The 15,549-nt window shown below is 60.6% G+C and carries 15 protein-coding genes; 8 read left to right on the plus strand and 7 right to left on the minus strand.

The annotated features are described in order from the left end of the window. Positions 1-28: 28 nt before the first annotated feature. The gene (locus ACP3TA_RS23455) at positions 29-1,720 is read left to right on the plus strand and encodes a sensor histidine kinase (protein ID WP_025303750.1); all 1,692 of its coding nucleotides are present in this window, start codon (positions 29-31) and stop codon (positions 1,718-1,720) included. Beyond that, positions 1,717-2,451 (plus strand): LytR/AlgR family response regulator transcription factor, encoded by a 735-nt coding sequence (locus ACP3TA_RS23460; protein ID WP_025303751.1) that lies wholly within the window; start codon positions 1,717-1,719, stop codon positions 2,449-2,451. The genes ACP3TA_RS23455 and ACP3TA_RS23460 overlap by 4 nt, the downstream gene beginning before the upstream one ends. Positions 2,452-2,455: 4 nt before the next feature. On the opposite strand, the gene ACP3TA_RS23465 is transcribed toward ACP3TA_RS23460, so the two are convergent. Beyond that, a complete protein-coding gene (locus ACP3TA_RS23465) occupies positions 2,456-2,779 on the minus strand; it encodes a DUF2502 domain-containing protein (protein WP_426784446.1) in 324 nt (107 codons plus the stop codon). Positions 2,780-3,175: 396 nt separating this feature from the next. Between ACP3TA_RS23465 and ACP3TA_RS23470 the strand changes: the two genes are divergently transcribed. Further along, positions 3,176-4,405 carry an L-lactate MFS transporter gene (locus tag ACP3TA_RS23470; RefSeq protein ID WP_033643939.1) on the plus strand — a complete coding sequence of 410 codons (1,230 nt, stop codon included), beginning with the start codon at positions 3,176-3,178 and terminating at the stop codon, positions 4,403-4,405. A 70-nt stretch (positions 4,406-4,475) separates the two neighbouring features. On the opposite strand, the gene glk is transcribed toward ACP3TA_RS23470, so the two are convergent. After that, complete coding sequence (gene glk, locus ACP3TA_RS23475; RefSeq protein WP_025303754.1) at positions 4,476-5,438, minus strand: glucokinase; 963 nt, start codon at positions 5,436-5,438, stop codon at positions 4,476-4,478. Between the two features lie 310 nt (positions 5,439-5,748). Between glk and ACP3TA_RS23480 the strand changes: the two genes are divergently transcribed. Next, a complete protein-coding gene (locus ACP3TA_RS23480; RefSeq protein WP_060660406.1) occupies positions 5,749-6,996 on the plus strand; it encodes an ion channel protein in 1,248 nt (415 codons plus the stop codon). On the opposite strand, the gene ACP3TA_RS23485 is transcribed toward ACP3TA_RS23480, so the two are convergent. Together ACP3TA_RS23485 and ACP3TA_RS23490 are read right to left on the minus strand one after the other, a co-directional pair. Beyond that, positions 6,993-7,685 carry an aspartate/glutamate racemase family protein gene (locus ACP3TA_RS23485; protein ID WP_019453821.1) on the minus strand — a complete coding sequence of 231 codons (693 nt, stop codon included), beginning with the start codon at positions 7,683-7,685 and terminating at the stop codon, positions 6,993-6,995. The genes ACP3TA_RS23480 and ACP3TA_RS23485 overlap by 4 nt on opposite strands. Positions 7,686-7,752: 67 nt before the next feature. Continuing rightward, a complete protein-coding gene (locus ACP3TA_RS23490; protein ID WP_016926809.1) occupies positions 7,753-8,205 on the minus strand; it encodes a multidrug/biocide efflux PACE transporter in 453 nt (150 codons plus the stop codon). A 96-nt stretch (positions 8,206-8,301) separates the two neighbouring features. Between ACP3TA_RS23490 and ACP3TA_RS23495 the strand changes: the two genes are divergently transcribed. Next, the gene (locus tag ACP3TA_RS23495) at positions 8,302-9,192 is read left to right on the plus strand and encodes a LysR family transcriptional regulator (RefSeq protein WP_060660405.1); all 891 of its coding nucleotides are present in this window, start codon (positions 8,302-8,304) and stop codon (positions 9,190-9,192) included. Here ACP3TA_RS23495 and ACP3TA_RS23500 read toward each other — a convergent pair. Beyond that, a complete protein-coding gene (locus tag ACP3TA_RS23500) occupies positions 9,168-10,829 on the minus strand; it encodes an alpha-keto acid decarboxylase family protein (RefSeq protein ID WP_060660879.1) in 1,662 nt (553 codons plus the stop codon). The two genes, ACP3TA_RS23495 and ACP3TA_RS23500, sit on opposite strands and share 25 nt — an antisense overlap. Positions 10,830-11,020: 191 nt before the next feature. On the opposite strand from ACP3TA_RS23500, the gene mgrA reads away from it, so the two are divergent. Continuing rightward, complete coding sequence (gene mgrA, locus ACP3TA_RS23505) at positions 11,021-12,010, plus strand: L-glyceraldehyde 3-phosphate reductase (RefSeq protein ID WP_426784449.1); 990 nt, start codon at positions 11,021-11,023, stop codon at positions 12,008-12,010. On the opposite strand, the gene ACP3TA_RS23510 is transcribed toward mgrA, so the two are convergent. After that, a complete protein-coding gene (locus ACP3TA_RS23510; RefSeq protein ID WP_129992796.1) occupies positions 12,002-12,235 on the minus strand; it encodes a hypothetical protein in 234 nt (77 codons plus the stop codon). The two genes, mgrA and ACP3TA_RS23510, sit on opposite strands and share 9 nt — an antisense overlap. Here ACP3TA_RS23510 and ACP3TA_RS23515 point away from each other — a divergent pair. Further along, positions 12,234-12,644: a DUF2502 domain-containing protein gene (locus ACP3TA_RS23515; protein ID WP_160204467.1), complete on the plus strand. Its 411-nt coding sequence runs from the start codon at positions 12,234-12,236 to the stop codon at positions 12,642-12,644. The two genes, ACP3TA_RS23510 and ACP3TA_RS23515, sit on opposite strands and share 2 nt — an antisense overlap. Positions 12,645-12,685: 41 nt before the next feature. On the opposite strand, the gene ACP3TA_RS23520 is transcribed toward ACP3TA_RS23515, so the two are convergent. Next, the gene (locus ACP3TA_RS23520) at positions 12,686-13,921 is read right to left on the minus strand and encodes an Nramp family divalent metal transporter (RefSeq protein ID WP_038876583.1); all 1,236 of its coding nucleotides are present in this window, start codon (positions 13,919-13,921) and stop codon (positions 12,686-12,688) included. Positions 13,922-14,298: 377 nt separating this feature from the next. Here ACP3TA_RS23520 and ACP3TA_RS23525 point away from each other — a divergent pair, with 377 nt between their 5' ends. Next, positions 14,299-15,486, plus strand: a complete 1,188-nt coding sequence (locus ACP3TA_RS23525; protein ID WP_004936373.1) for a NupC/NupG family nucleoside CNT transporter — start codon at positions 14,299-14,301, stop codon at positions 15,484-15,486. Positions 15,487-15,549 lie beyond the last annotated feature (63 nt).

Here is a 15,549-nt window from a genome sequence, read left to right on the forward strand (position 1 = left end):
AGAACCCGTCGTGCACCCTTTTTTTGAAATGCTGTTGGCGGTGTTTGATCGCGCCGCGCTGATGTTGATCTGTCTGTTTTTCCTGACCCGCACCCGGCTGTTCCGCCAACTGCTGCAAAAAGAAGACCATACGCCGCTTGAGCTCGGCATCGTCACGGCAATCTTCTCGCTGTTCGCGCTGTTCAGCACCTACTCCGGCATCAACGTTGAGGGCTCGCTGGTCAACGTGCGCGTCATCGCCATCATGGCCGGCGGCATCCTGTTCGGCCCCTGGGTGGGGATCGTCACCGGCATCATCGCTGGGGTGCACCGTTATCTGATCGACATCGGCGGCATCACCTCGGTGCCCTGCCTTATCACCAGCATCATCGCCGGCATCAGCGCCGGTTACATCAACCTCAAGGTCAAAAAAGAGCAGCGCTGGCGCGCCGGCATCGTCGGCGGCATGCTGTGCGAATCCCTCACCATGCTGCTGATCGTGCTGTGGGCCAAGCCGACCGAGCTCGGGCTGGACATCGTGTCGCAGATCGCCCTGCCGATGATCCTCGGCACGGTGTGCATCGGCCTGATCGTGCTGCTGGTGCAGAGCGTCGAGGATGAGAAAGAAGTGATCGCCGCGCGCCAGGCCAAGCTGGCGCTGGATATCGCCCACAAGACGCTGCCCTATTTCCGCAACATCAACAGCGAATCGCTGGCCACCATCTGCGATATCATCCGCCAGGATATCCGCGCCGACGCGGTGGCGATCACCGATACCCATCAGGTGCTGGCTTACGTCGGCGTAGGGCGCGAAGCCTACCCGATCGGCCGCGAAGGGCTGAGCCGCGTCACTCGCGAAAGCATTCGCCACGGCAAAATCATCATCAAAAACAACCTGGAAAACCCGGCCGCGCCGCAGATCCATTCGCAGCTGGTGGTGCCGCTGTGGGAAAAAGGCGAAGTGACCGGCGCGCTGAAAATTTACTACTGCCACGCTCACCAGATCACCAACACGCTGAAGGTGATGGCGGTCGGGCTGTCGCAGATCATCTCCACCCAGATGGAGGTTTCGCGCATCGAGCACCTGCGTCAGATGGCGGATAAAGCCGAAATGCGCGCGCTGCAGAGCAAGATTAACCCGCACTTCCTGTTCAACGCGCTGAACGCCATCTCTTCCTCCATCCGCCTGAATCCGGACACCGCGCGCCAGCTGATCATCAACCTGTCGCGCTACCTGCGCTACAACCTGGAGCTGAACGACGAACTGATCGATATCCGCAAGGAACTGCATCAGATCCAGGATTACATCGCCATCGAACAGGCGCGTTTCGGCGCCAAGCTGACGGTGATTTACGACATCGACGACGACGTCTCGGTGCGCATTCCGAGTCTGCTGATCCAGCCGCTGGTGGAGAACGCCATCGTGCACGGCATCCAGCCCTGCAAGGGCAAAGGGGTAGTGGTGATCGCAGTGAAAGATCAGGGCGACCGGGTGAAAATATCGGTGAAAGATACCGGCCACGGCATCAATCAGGAAACCATCGATCGGGTGGCGCGCAACGAGATGCCGGGCCACAATATCGGCCTGCTCAACGTACACCACCGCGTGTCGCTGCTGTACGGTGAAGGGCTGCATATCCGCCGCCTGGAGCCGGGCACCGAAATCGCGTTCTACATCAGCAAAAACGGCGGCAAGCTGCATCAGGAGCCGAGCGCGCCGCCGGTCGGGGAGGCCTCATGAAAGCCATTATCGTGGAAGACGAATTCCTCGCGCAGGAAGAACTCAGCTACCTGATCAAGAAACACAGCAATATCGATATCGTCGCCACCTTCGAAGATGGCCTCGACGTCCTCAAATACCTGCAGACCCACCAGGTCGACGCCATTTTCCTCGACATCAACATCCCGTCGCTGGACGGCGTGTTGCTGGCGCAAAACATCAGCAAATTCGCGCATCGCCCGTCTATCGTGTTCATCACCGCCTATAAAGAGCACGCGGTGGAAGCGTTCGAGATCGAAGCGTTCGACTATATCCTCAAGCCCTATCACGAGGCGCGCATCGTCACCATGCTGCAAAAGCTGGAGGCGCTGCATCATCGCCCCGCCGGCGCGACGGAGCCGGCCAGCGCGCCGAGCCGCGGCAGCCACAGCATCAACCTGATCAAAGACGAGCGGATCATCGTTACCGACATCAACGACATCTATTACGCCGCCGCCGATGAAAAGGTGACGCGGGTCTATACCCGCCGGGAAGAGTTCGTGATGCCGATGAACATCACCGAGTTTTACGGCCGGCTGCCGGAAGAGCATTTCTTCCGCTGCCACCGCTCTTACTGCGTTAACCTGGCGAAGATCCGCGAGATCGTGCCCTGGTTCAACAATACCTACATTCTGCGGCTGAGCGATCTCGAGTTTGAAGTGCCGGTCAGCCGCAGCAAGGTGAAAGAGTTCCGCAAGCTGATGCGCCTGTAAGCGCTTACCAGCGCGGGCCCGGACGGTAGTAATACCCCGGCGGCGGCGGTGGCGGCATGCGGTAATGCGGCCGGTCGCGCCGCGGCGGCCCGTAGTAAATCACCCGGGGCGGCTGGCCGTAATAGTACCCGCGCGGGCGTTCATACCGGCGGTGATCGGCCCACCAGCGCGGATCGCGCCAGCGATAGCCGTCCCAGTAATGGCCGCGATTGTCGCGATCGCCGATATGCAACGACAGGCCAGGCACGTTCACGCCGATGGAGACGTCGGCCTGGCTCGCCAGCGGCAGCGCCAGCAGCGCAGCCAGTAACAACAGCGTTTTTTTCATTTCATGGCTCCTGCAGAGCGGACCTTGTCCGATCGCAGATAACATAGCCCCGCGCTCACCGCCGCTCTATAGGCGCAATGCCGATTTACGCCTTTCAGACGCATCCTTCACAATTCCACCACAATCGTTCACCGGCGATTAACAATAAATCGTTGATATCTTTGATGTAGATCACGTGTCACCCCCGGCATTTCACGGGCTTTCAGGCGCAAAAACGGCAACTCACGCCGCATAAAATGCATTTCATTCCTTCCGTCGTGCAACTCATTCCCGATCCGCCGCCCGCCGCAGGGGCCGGCCATATAATAAGCCCATACCGCGGGAACGCTGATTCACCCCGCAAATTTCAGCCAACGGCTCACGCCCGGCAACGCACACACAGGAAGGAGACCGGCCATGAACACCAAACCGGCAAATCGCAGCTTAATCGTTCTCGGCACCATCATCTGTCAGATGGGTCTGGGCACCATCTACACCTGGAGCCTGTTCAACCAGCCGCTGGTCGACAAGTTCCACTGGGGGCTGGCGGACGTCGCCACCACCTTCTCCATCACCAGCTTCTTCCTGGCCTTCGCCACGCTGTTCGCCGGTAAGCTGCAAGAACGCTTCGGCATCCGCAACCTGACGCTGTGCTCCGGCATCCTGGTCGGCCTGGGCCTTATCGCCAGCGCCCACGTCAGCTCTCTCGACATGATCTACCTGCTGGCCGGCGTGGTGGTGGGCTTTGCGGTCGGTATCGCCTACATCTCCACCCTGTCCAACCTGATCAAATGGTTCCCGGCCAACAAAGGCCTGATTTCCGGCATCTCCGTCGGCGCCTTCGGCAGCGGCAGCCTGCTGTTCAAATACGTCAATGCCGCCCTGATCGCCGACGTCGGCGTTTCCGGCGCCTTCTTCTACTGGGGTGCCATCGTGATGGGCCTGATCGTCGTCGGCTCCCTGCTGCTGAAAGAGCCGGTGCTGGCGACCAACGCCGCACAGCCAGGCGCCAACGGTCTGGGCAACGACTTCAGCGTGCGCCAGATGCTGGCCACCAAAGAAGCCTACCTGCTGTTCACCATCTTCTTTGCCGCCTGCATGAGCGGTCTGTATCTGATTGGCATCGTGAAAGACATGGGCGTTCAACTGGCCGGGATGGACTTGGCCACCGCCGCCAACACCGTGTCCGCCGTCGCCATCTTCAACACCGCCGGCCGCATCATCCTGGGGACGCTGTCCGATAAAGTGGGCCGTATGCGCGTCATCAGCTTCACCATGCTGGTTACCGTGCTGGCGATTGTCGCCCTGAGCTTCATGACTCTGAACCACACGCTGTTCTTCATCTGCGTCGGCGCGGTGGCCTTCTGCTTCGGCGGCAACATCACCGTGTTCCCGGCGATTGTCGGCGACTTCTTCGGTCTGAAAAACCACAGCAAGAACTACGGCATCATCTACCAGGGCTTCGGCCTGGGCGCGCTGGCCGGTTCGTTCGTCGCCAAATACTTCGGCGGCTTCCACGCCACCTTCATGGTGATTGGCGTCCTGTCCGCCGCCTCCTTGCTGATTACGCTGTTCATCAAAGCGCCGAAAGCCGTGGAAGTGGAAAGCGAAGAAACGGCACAGGCGGCAGAGCTGGCCAAAGCCTGATACCCCGCGAAAACGACAAGGGGCGCAACCTGCGGGTTGCGCCCCTTTTTTTATCGTGCCGCCGCGTTGCTTACAGCTGCATGCCCAGCGTCTGGCGCAGATGCGCGCCGGCTCCCAGCAGGCCCGGTTGGCCATGGGTTATCATGAACACCGGAATGTCTCGCACATAGTCACGAAAACGCCCTTTATCTTCGAAGGCGGCGCGGAAACCCGAGGCCTTGAAGAATTCCATAAAGCGCGGCACGATGCCGCCGGCGATGTACACGCCGCCAAAGGTGCCCAAATTCAGCGCCAGGTTGCCGCCGAAGCGCCCCATGATCACGCAAAACAGCGACAGCGCACGGCGGCAGTCGATGCAGCTGTCGGCCAGCGCCCGCTCGGTAATGTCCTTCGGCTCCAGTTTCTCCGGCAGGCGGTTGTCCGCCTTGACGATGGCGCGATACAGGTTGACCAGGCCCGGCCCGGACAGCACGCGCTCGGCGGAAACGTGCCCCACTTCACCGCGCAGCACCTCCAGAATAATGTCTTCTTCTTCGCTGTTCGGTGCGAAATCGACATGGCCGCCCTCGCCCGGCAGGCTGACCCAGCGGCGATCGACCTGCACCAGGTGGGCAACACCCAGCCCAGTGCCGGCGCCGTACACCGCGATCGGTTTGCCCGGCTGTGCATCGCCGCCGCCAAACTGCAGCACGTCGTCCGGCGAGAGCATCGGGATCGCCATCGAGACGGCGGTGAAATCGTTGATCACTTCCAGATGACTCAACCCCAGGTTGGCCTTCATTTCTTTGATAGAGAACGCCCAGCTGTGGTTGGTCATCGCAACCCAGTCTTCCGTCACCGGGCAGGCGATCGCGATACAGGCGTCCTGCACCTCGATATCGCACGCTTTCAGATAGTGGCGGATCACCGCTTCCAGGCTGTCGAACTCCAGGCCGGAATAGGTTTTCGCCTGGGTAATCTCACCCGTCGCAACAGTGCACAACGCCAGGCGGGCATTGGTGCCGCCAACATCACCTACGAGGGCATAGGTCATTGATTTCGTCTCCGCAAAATGAAAAATAAAAAGCTGCCCACACTGTAAAATCCTGCTGCGAAAACAACAATCACCCGCCTCGGATCTGCGCCCCAATAGCGATCCGGATCACAAAAAACGTTTCAGCTGGCCCGCCAAGCCGCGATTTGAAACAAATTGCGGCAAAAAACGCGCCGCCGTGACTGTTAACCGTCATCGACGCCGGGCAATATCAATGCGTGCCTGCTCGCCGATAGTCTGGCAAGCTGTGGTCACTGTCCAACCACCCGCTCTCCCTGCCCTGCATGGAGGCATCGACAAGGGATTATCCATGCTGCATCCGCGCGCCAATGCCATGTTGGCCTTTGCTTTGCCTGCGCTGATTATCGGTTCCGCCTCCAGTCTGGTGCTGCTGTTGATGATGAAAGTCGCCGCTACGCTGCAGCAATGGCTGTGGGTGACGCTGCCCGACGCGCTGAGCCTGGACGCCCAGGCACCCTGGTGGCCGCTCGGCATGCTGACGCTGACCGGCGTGGCGGTCGGCCTGATCGTGCGCTACATGCCGGGCCATGCCGGGCCGGATCCGGCGACGGAATCGCTGATCGGCATGCCGCTGCCGCTCTCCGCCCTGCCGGGGCTGGGATTGGCGCTGATCGTCGGCCTGGCCGGCGGCGTCAGCCTGGGGCCGGAGAACCCGATCACCGCCATCAATATCGCGCTGGTGGCGGCGGCGGGGGCGCGCCTGCTGCCTAAGGTGCCGCGCATGGACTGGATCATCCTGGCGGCCGCGGGCACCATCGGCGCGATGTTCGGCACGCCGGTCGCCGCCGCGCTGATCTTCTCGCAAACCCTGGCGGGCAATAACGAAACGCCGCTGTGGGATCGGCTGTTCGCCCCGCTGGTGGCCGCCGCCGCCGGCGCGGTCACCACCCAGATGTTCTTCGTGCCCAATTTCGCCCTGCAGCTCGACGCCTACGACGTAACGCGACTGCCGGACATCTTCAGCGGCGCCATCGTGGCGCTGATCGCCATCGCGCTCGGCATGGTGGCGCTGTGGTGCTTCCCGCACGTTCACCGCCTGTTCCATTCGATGAAGAATCCGGTGTTGATGCTAGGACTGGGGGGCTTTGTGCTGGGCCTGCTGGCGCTGGTGGGCGGTGAGATTACCCTGTTCAAAGGGCTGGATGAAATGAAGCGCCTCGCGGCAGACGGCAACTATTCGGTGCCGGCGCTGTTGGCCGTTACCCTGACCAAGCTGGCGGCGCTGGTGATCGCCGCCGCCTGCGGCTTTCGCGGCGGGCGCATCTTCCCGGCGGTGTTCGTCGGCGTGGCGCTGGGGCTGATGCTGCACCAGCACGTTCCGGCGGTGCCGGCGGCGATCACCGTCTCCTGCGCCATCATGGGGCTGGTGCTGGTGGTCACGCGCGACGGCTGGCTCAGCCTGTTCATGGCGGTGGCGGTGGTGCCGGATCTGCACCTGCTGCCGATCTTGTGCATCGTGATGCTGCCCGCCTGGCTGGCGCTGGCGGGCAAACCCTTGATGCTGGTGAACCGCCGGCAACCGCCGCACGACGATTAGGCCAGCGCGAACGCCGCGGCGGCGCGAGCGTGGATCGCGGTGGTGTCGAACACCGGCACCGAGGCATCCCGCTCGCTCACCAGCAACCCTATCTCGGTGCAGCCGAAAATAATCCCCTGCGCGCCCTGTTGTTCCAGATCGCTGATGATCCGGCGATACTCGTCGCGCGAGGCGTCGCGAATTTTGCCGAGGCAGAGTTCGTCATAGATGATGCGGTGTACGATGTCACGATCGGCGCTGACCGGCGTCACCACATCGATGCCGTGCAATTCCTGCAGGCGGCCTCGGTAGAAGGTCTGCTCCATGGTAAAGCGCGTGCCCAACAGCCCGACGCGGCGAATGTTTTTTTCCCGCACCTGCAGCGCCGTGGCGTCGGCGATGTGAATCAGCGGCAGGCCGCTGGCCTGCTCGACCGCCTCCGCCACCTTGTGCATGGTGTTGGTGCAGATCACGATAGCTTCGGCGCCGGCGGCGCGCAAAGCCACCGCGGCGGCGGCCAGCAGCCGACCGGCGCCGTCCCAATCGCCCTGGTGCTGCAAGCGTTCAACCTCCTGAAAATCGACGCTGTAGAGCACGATTTTGGCCGAATGCAGCCCACCGAGGCGCGCCTTTACCTGCTCGTTGATGGTGCGGTAATACGGAATGGTGGATTCCCAACTCATGCCGCCCAGCAGACCCAACACTTTCATCCTTCGTTCCTCAGCATTTTCCGACGATCCTCTGACCTTACCTGAGAATCGCCGGGCTGACGACGCCTTATTTGGCGCCGGAATTGATCGGCTGGCGCGCTTCGAACCAGCGCTGGCGCAGCGTGTCGTACAGCCAGTTATAGGCCATGGTGTACGGCAGGAAGAACAGGAAGAAACCGATTTCCAGCATAAACGCCTGCGCCCAGGAGATACTCAGCATCCAGGCGGCGATCGGCACGCCGATCAGGATAAAACCGGCTTCAAAGCCGACGGCGTGCAGCGCACGCACCTTCAGGTTACGCACCACCCGGCTGACCGGCCACAGGCGGTCGAACACCGTGTTGTAAACCATGTTCCACAGCATCGCGACGGTGGAGAGCATCACCGCCAACGCACCGACCTGCACCATTGAGCGGTTCAACAACCACGCGCCCAGCGGGGCGCAAACCATCACGGCGATGGCCTCGAAACCGACGGCGTGGACGATACGTTCAATGAGAGACTTGTTTTGCAGTTGCATACATCACCTTTTTTTCAACAGTTGTTGCGAAAGCCAGGTGATTATCATCGCTTTTTTGGGTAGATTAAAAATAGGTTCCATCTATAAAGTAGATATATGCACTATTCACCGGAAGCGTTACAGGCGTTCGTTGAAGCCGCCGCCCTCGGCTCATTTTCCGCCGCCGCGCGCAAGCTGCGCAAAAGCCAATCCACCGTCAGCACCGCCATCGCCAATCTGGAAGCCGACCTGGCATTGACGCTGTTCGATCGCAGTGCGCGCCAACCGGTGCTCACCGCCGCCGGCCGCAAGGTGCTGGGGCACGTGCAGGAGATCCTCGCCGCCAGCGAGCGACTCGACGCGCTGAGCATTCAGCTGGCGGGCAATGTCGAACCGCGCCTGAGCATGGTATTTTCCGATACCTACCAACCGAAGCATCACGACAGCCTGATGCAGCGGTTTGAACAACGTTACCCGGAGATTGAGCTGGAATGGATGATCGCCGAGGAAGGCGACGTTATCGATCTACTGCAAAGCGGCCGCGCGCATTTGGGCATGGTGGAAGTGCAAAAAACCTATCCGCCGGATATCGCCTTCTCCCGCCTGCCTGAGCAGACCGAAATGGGGTTGTTCGTCGCCCATCAGCATCCGCTGGCGCAGGTCGCCGCGCCGACCCCGGAGCAATTATCCAGCACTCGTCAGCTGATCCTGAATACTTACACCGGCGCCGAAGCGGCCAGACAAGGCGGGCTGGTCTGGTCGGCGCCCAGCTATCTGCTGTTGCTGGAGATGGCGGAACAGGGATTCGGTTGGGCGGTGCTGCCGCACTGGCTGGTGCAACAATACGGCCACGGCAGGCTCACCCAGCTGCGCCCGCGCGGCTGGCCCAAACTGATTTCGGTGGATGCGGTATGGTCCAAATTGACCCCGCCGGGCCCGGCGGGGTACTGGATGCTGGAGCGATTGCTGGAAGACGACGCGGCTCAGGCGGCGGCGTTGCGCGACTGAATGACGCGCGAGATCGTATCGAGCAGTTCGGGAATATCCATCTTCGGCAGCATCACTTCGATGAAAGCCAGCCGGTCGCCCTGCGCCGCCTCACTCAGCGCCTGGCGCAGCGCCTCCGGCTGACTGACCCGCAACGCCGTCACCGGCCGCCCACCGGCCAATGCCGTTGGCAGCTGCGTCCAGTTCCACCGGGCGATGTCGTTGTAACTCTGCTCCGGCCCGTGGATAGCGCGTTCAATCGTGTAGCCCTGATTATTCAGCACGAAGATCACCGGTTTAAGCCCGTCGCGCAGCATCGATCCCAGCTCCTGCACGGTCAATTGCGCGGCGCCGTCGCCGATCAACAGCACCACCCGGCGCTGTGGTTCGGCGGTTTGCACCCCGAAGGTCGCCGGTAAGGTATAGCCGATCGAGCCCCAGAGCGACTGCACGATCATCCGGCTGCCGCGCGGCAGCGTCAAGGTCGCGGCGCCGAAACAGGCCGTGCCCTGCTCGGCCAGCACGATATCCCCCGGCCGCAGGAAATCCTGTATCTGCCGCCAGAAGGCGTGCTGATCCAACCCTTCCCCATCGCCTTCCGGCAGCGCCGGACGGCCGATCGTCGGCAACGGCCAGCGCGACGCCAGCGACAGAGTCAGGCGGTGCAGCGCCTGCACGGCGGCGCACATCGGGATGCGGCGGAACCGTTGACGACCGACCCAGGCTTCGAACGGTTGGATATCGATGCATTTTTCCGCCGGCAGATGATGTGTGAATCCTCCGGTAATGGTGTCGGTGAGACGCACGCCAACGGTGATCACGACATCGGCATTTTCAATCAGCGCTTTGGTCGCCGCAGCGCTGGCGCCGCCGCTGTAGGTGCCGACAAAACCGTCGCGGTTCTCATCCAGCACGCCCTTGCCGAGCAGCAGCGTGGCGTGCGGGATAGCCACCTCCTGCATCCAGTTATCCAGCGCCGTTTCAACGCCAAAGCGGTCCGCCAGAAAGTCCGCCAGCAATGACACTTGCCGTGCCGATTGCAGCTTTTCACGCGCTGCGGCGATAAACGCCTGCAATGCGCTCCGCGACAGCCTGGCCTGGCGCAGCATCAGCGGCGCCGGTTTGCCCGGCAGCGGCGCTTCCGCTACGTCGCTGGGCAGCATCAGATAAACCGGACGATGCTCCAGCAAGGCGGCGTCGATCAGGCGGTCAATCTCCCTGGCGGCGTTGTCGGCGGTCAGGTTGGCCTGTGCGACGCTGACTTCTTTGGCTATCCGCGCAAAGTGAGTGAAGTCGCCATCGCCCAGCGAATGGTGCAGCAAATCGCCGGCGCGCTGGGCACGCTGCGCCGGTGTGCCCACCACGTGGATCACCGGCAGGTATTCGGCATAACTGCCGGCCACGCCGTTCAGCGCGCTCAGCTCCCCGACGCCGAAGGTGGTGAGCAGCGCCGCGGCCAGTTTGCAACGCGCATAGCCGTCGGCGGCGTAGGCGGCGTTCAGTTCGTTGGCGCAGCCTACCCAGGTGATTTGCGGATGAGCGATGACGTGATCGAGGAATTGCAGGTTGTAATCCCCCGGCACGCCGAAGACGTGGCGGATGCCAATCTGGGCCAGACGATCGAGCAGATAATCGGCCACCGTGTAGATCTGAGTCATGATCATCACCTGCCTGCAGCTGAAGCGATTATCTTTAAGTATCGAAGATGCCGGTTAATTTTCGAACAGCGCTTTCCGTGTCGAGCGGCAACCTGGCGTTACATGCCGGCCTTGTGATCGCCCCCTCGACGGCACGTTGTGAAAACGCATACACTCAAAACACGCCACTTCTTCGCCGACAAAGGATCACAATGTCCTACTCAGCCTCCCCCTCGCGTTATCAAGATATGGAATACCGGCGCTGCGGCCGCAGCGGATTGAAGCTGCCCGCCGTCTCGCTCGGGCTATGGCACAACTTTGGCGACGCCACGCTGTACGACAACGCCCGCGCCCTGATCCGCTGCGCCTTCGATCGCGGCATAACCCACTTCGATCTGGCCAACAACTACGGCCCGCCGCCTGGCGCCGCCGAGGAAAACTTTGGCCGCATTCTCAACGCCGATCTGCGGGCCTGGCGCGACGAGCTGATCGTCTCATCCAAAGCCGGTTACACCATGTGGCCCGGCCCCTACGGCGATTGGGGCTCGAAAAAGTACCTGGTCGCCAGCCTCGATCAGAGCCTCAGGCGCATGGGATTGGAGTATGTGGATATCTTTTATCACCACCGGCCGGACCCGGATACGCCGCTGGAAGAAACCATGGCGGCGCTGGATCTGTTGGTGCGCCAGGGCAAAGCGCTGTATGTCGGTTTGTCCAACTACCCGGCCGAGCGCGCGCGCCAGGCGTTCGACATCCTGCAGCGGCTCGGCACGCCGTGCGTGATCCACCAGCCCAAGTATTCGATGTTGGAACGCGGGCCGGAGACGGAATTGCTGGATACGCTGGCGGATCATGGCGTCGGCGCGATCGCCTTCTCCCCGCTGGCGGGCGGCCTGCTGACCGATCGTTATCTGCACGGCGTCCCGCAAGATTCCCGCGCCGCCAGCGGCAGCCGTTTCCTGCAGCCGGAACAGCTGACCGCCGACCGACTGGACAAGGTGCGCCGCCTCGATGCGCTGGCGCGGCAACGCGGGCAGAAGCTGTCGCAGATGGCGCTGGCCTGGGTGCTGCGCGGCGATCGCGTTACCTCGGTGCTGATCGGCGCCAGCAAGAGTGCGCAGATAGAAGACGCGGTGGGCATGCTGGCCAATCGTCACTTCAGTGAAGAAGAACTCGCGCAGATCGAGAAAATCTTATTGTAATCGCTTACAAATTCCGCCGCTCAATCGAGCGGCGATACTCCAGAAAAATCTCAAATCTTGAACTCCCGCACCGTTTTCAGAATGGCTCTCAGATTCAACCCTATGCGCCGGCGCTATGATGCCGATATTGCAGCAAAAATAACGATAAGGCCGCTTTTTAAACTGATGAACGCGCTTCATAAAGTGATCAACGGCCAGGCCGCGCAAGCGGAAAGGAGAAGTCATGTTTAAACCTCTGCTCTTGGCCGCCATCTTGGCGGCGACGGTACTGCCCGCCGCACAGCAGGCGCACGCCGAAGGGATCAGCATCGATCTGATGCCGGGCGTTTCATTGCGCATCGGCGATCAGGACAATCGCGGCCGTTACTGGGACGGTTACGACTGGCGCGATCGCGACTGGTGGCAAGGCCATCAGGGCCGCTATCTCGGCGACCGCAGCCCGCGTGGTTATTACTGGGACGGCTATCGCTGGCGCGACCGCGACTATTGGCGCAAATACTACTACTCGCGCGATGGCCGTTATTACAAGTGCGACCGCCGTTGCGACAAGCATTACTGGAAGAAAGAGAAAAAGCACCACCACGATCATGATCGCGATCGCTGGCGCCGCCACGGCGATGACGACCGCGATTAACGACGACGGGCCGGCACCATGCCGGCCCGCGCTTTTTTTGCCTACAACACGCTGCCGATCAGCAGGTAGCCGTTCAATCCCACCACCACCAGCACGATCAGCTTGCCCAGGTTTTGTACCACAGGACCGTTAACCATCTCCCCCATCAGCGCCCGATTGCCGGTGAAAGCCAGCAGCGGCACCAGCGCCAACGCAATGCCGAAGCTGAGCAGCACCTGGCTCAGCACCAGAATCCGCGTCGCGTCCATCCCGAGCATGATGACGATAAACGACGGCAGCATGGTCACCGCGCGCCGCAGCCACAGCGGAATATGGAAATGCACGAACCCCTGCATCACCACCTGCCCCGCCAGCGTGCCCACTACGGTAGAAGAGAGGCCGGCGGCCACCAGGCTCAGACCAAACACGGTGGCGGCGGCTTGCCCGAGCAGCGGTTGCAGCGTCAGGTAAGCCACGTCGAGATCGGCAATGCCGCTGTGGCCGCTGAAATGAAACGCGGCGGCGGCGGTGGCCATCATCGCCAGGTTGACGAAGCCGGCGATAGTCATGGCCACGGCGACATCGACTTTGGTGGCGGCATAGCGCTCCGCCTTGTCGTGCTCACCGCCAACTTGGGTGAGCGACGAATGCAGATAGATCACGTGCGGCATGATGGTGGCACCCAATACCCCGGCGGCCAGGAATACCGCGTCGCCGTTGGGCAAATCGGGCAACGCCATGCCTTTCAGCAGCGGCGCAAGCTGCGGCTGGGAAAACGCCAGCTCGACGATGTAAGCAGCGGCGACGAACAGCAGCAGGCCGCCAATCACCAGCTCCAGCGGCTTTTGTCCACGCTTTTGCAGCATCAGAATTAAAAAGGTGGCGATGCCGGTCAGCACCGCGCCCTGCAACAAGGAGACGCCGAGCAGCAGTTTGAAGCCGATCGCCGCGCCGATGAATTCGGCCAGATCGGTCGCCATGGCGATAATCTCCGCCTGAACCCAATAGGCCCATACCGCCGGCCGCGGAAAGCGATCGCGAATATGCTCGGCCAGGTTTTTTCCGGTGGCGATCCCCAGCTTGGCGGACAACAGCTGGATCAGCATCGCCATCACGTTGGCCCAGACCACGACCCACAACAGGCTATAGCCGAACGAGGCGCCAGCCTGGATATTGGTGGCGAAGTTGCCGGGGTCGATATAGCCGATAGCGGCGATGAAGGCGGGCCCCATCAGCGAGAGTTTGATTTTTCTGGCGGAGCGACCGGAGGTGGTTTCAACCACGCGACTGTTCAGCATATGTTGAACCCTTACTGAAATTACGTTTATCTCCACTCTATATAAATGATAATAATTATCAAGCGCATTTAGAGCGGTAAAACTTATCTCTGTAATAGCCAACATTAATGGTTTTATCGAAGGGTTCAGCGCGGAGCTTGCCGATTTCCATGCTTTTCTGATGGGATTTTGGCTGCAATACCCCTGAAAGACAGGTTAGCACAAGAATACGAATTTCCTATTTCTGCTTTAACATCTTGATTTTTTATGCTTTTGCGCAACACTTTAGGAGAATTCCCGCTATGATTTTCCATATTTGCAATAGAAGTCTCGTTTTTAAACGTAGCGTTACATAAAATGACAGCCGAAATTCAGCCTGCCTCAAATTTGGAGCAAACATGTCCCATATTGCGCACTTTGCGTTGGCGATAGTGGTGGTGGCGATCCTGGCCCTGTTGGTGTGCCGCGATCGCAAAAGCATCCGCATTCGCTATGTTATTCAATTATTGGTTATCGAAGTACTGCTGGCCTACTTTTTCCTGCATTCGGAAGCGGGTTTGGGCTTCGTAAAAGGATTCGCCGCGCTGTTTGACAAACTGCTCGGGTTTGCGGGACAAGGGACTGATTTCGTGTTCGGCGGCATGGGCGACAAAGGCCTGGCGTTCTTCTTCCTGAAGGTGCTGTGCCCGATCGTCTTCATTTCGGCGCTGATCGGTATTCTGCAGTACATCAAAGTGCTGCCTTTCATCATCCGCATTATCGGTACCGTGCTGTCGAAAGTGAACGGCATGGGCAAGCTGGAGTCGTTCAACGCCGTCAGCTCGCTGATCCTGGGCCAATCCGAAAACTTCATCGCCTACAAGGATATCCTGGGCAAGATGTCGGAAAAGCGCATGTACACCATGGCGGCGACCGCGATGTCTACGGTGTCTATGTCCATCGTCGGCGCCTACATGACCATGCTGGATGCCAAGTTCGTGGTGGCGGCGCTGGTACTGAACATGTTCAGCACCTTTATCGTGCTGTCGTTGGTCAACCCGTACGACACCAATAAAGAAGAAGAGCTGCACCTCGGCAACCTGCACGAAGGCCAGAGCTTCTTTGAAATGCTGGGCGAATACATCCTGGCCGGCTTCAAAGTAGCGATTATCGTCGCCGCGATGCTGATTGGTTTCATCGCCCTGATCGCCGCGCTTAACGGCGTGTTCAGCGCCATCTTCGGCCTGAGCTTCCAGGAAATCCTCGGCTACTTCTTCTATCCGTTCGCCTGGATCATGGGTATTCCTAAGCACGAAGCCCTGCAGGTCGGCAGCATCATGGCCACCAAGCTGGTTTCCAACGAATTCGTGGCAATGATGGAACTGCAGAAAGTCTCTGCCGAGCTGTCGCCGCGCAGCCTGGGGATCCTGTCGGTGTTCCTGGTGTCCTTCGCCAACTTCTCTTCCATCGGCATCGTGGCCGGTGCGATCAAGGGCCTGAACGAACACCAGGGCAACGTAGTGTCCCGCTTCGGTCTGAAGCTGGTCTACGGCTCTACGCTGGTCAGCATCCTGTCCGCTTCTATCGCGGGTCTGGTGCTGGGCTAAGCCTGAAATTTACAGCAATGATAAGGCGCCTGCGGGCGCCTTTTTTATTGGCTGGCCTTCGGC

The sequence above is a fragment of the Serratia sp. 2C06 genome (assembly GCF_050037615.1).
Classification (GTDB): Bacteria; Pseudomonadota; Gammaproteobacteria; order Enterobacterales; family Enterobacteriaceae; genus Serratia; species Serratia ureilytica.

Excerpts from the sequence above, each read along its gene's own strand:
- ACP3TA_RS23455 (WP_025303750.1), top strand. The coding sequence starts at position 29 with ATGCTGTTGGCGGTGTTTGATCGCGCCGCGCTGATGTTGATCTGTCTG.
- ACP3TA_RS23485 (WP_019453821.1), bottom strand. The coding sequence starts at position 7,685 with ATGAAAGTGTTGGGTCTGCTGGGCGGCATGAGTTGGGAATCCACCATT.
- ACP3TA_RS23520 (WP_038876583.1), bottom strand. The coding sequence starts at position 13,921 with ATGCTGAACAGTCGCGTGGTTGAAACCACCTCCGGTCGCTCCGCCAGA.
- ACP3TA_RS23465 (WP_426784446.1), bottom strand. The coding sequence starts at position 2,779 with ATGAAAAAAACGCTGTTGTTACTGGCTGCGCTGCTGGCGCTGCCGCTG.
- mgrA (WP_426784449.1), top strand. The coding sequence starts at position 11,021 with ATGTCCTACTCAGCCTCCCCCTCGCGTTATCAAGATATGGAATACCGG.
- ACP3TA_RS23480 (WP_060660406.1), top strand. The coding sequence starts at position 5,749 with ATGCTGCATCCGCGCGCCAATGCCATGTTGGCCTTTGCTTTGCCTGCG.
- ACP3TA_RS23495 (WP_060660405.1), top strand. The coding sequence starts at position 8,302 with ATGCACTATTCACCGGAAGCGTTACAGGCGTTCGTTGAAGCCGCCGCC.
- ACP3TA_RS23525 (WP_004936373.1), top strand. The coding sequence starts at position 14,299 with ATGTCCCATATTGCGCACTTTGCGTTGGCGATAGTGGTGGTGGCGATC.
- ACP3TA_RS23510 (WP_129992796.1), bottom strand. The coding sequence starts at position 12,235 with ATGACTTCTCCTTTCCGCTTGCGCGGCCTGGCCGTTGATCACTTTATG.
- ACP3TA_RS23470 (WP_033643939.1), top strand. The coding sequence starts at position 3,176 with ATGAACACCAAACCGGCAAATCGCAGCTTAATCGTTCTCGGCACCATC.
- ACP3TA_RS23500 (WP_060660879.1), bottom strand. The coding sequence starts at position 10,829 with ATGACTCAGATCTACACGGTGGCCGATTATCTGCTCGATCGTCTGGCC.
- glk (WP_025303754.1), bottom strand. The coding sequence starts at position 5,438 with ATGACCTATGCCCTCGTAGGTGATGTTGGCGGCACCAATGCCCGCCTG.
- ACP3TA_RS23460 (WP_025303751.1), top strand. The coding sequence starts at position 1,717 with ATGAAAGCCATTATCGTGGAAGACGAATTCCTCGCGCAGGAAGAACTC.
- ACP3TA_RS23490 (WP_016926809.1), bottom strand. The coding sequence starts at position 8,205 with ATGCAACTGCAAAACAAGTCTCTCATTGAACGTATCGTCCACGCCGTC.
- ACP3TA_RS23515 (WP_160204467.1), top strand. The coding sequence starts at position 12,234 with ATGTTTAAACCTCTGCTCTTGGCCGCCATCTTGGCGGCGACGGTACTG.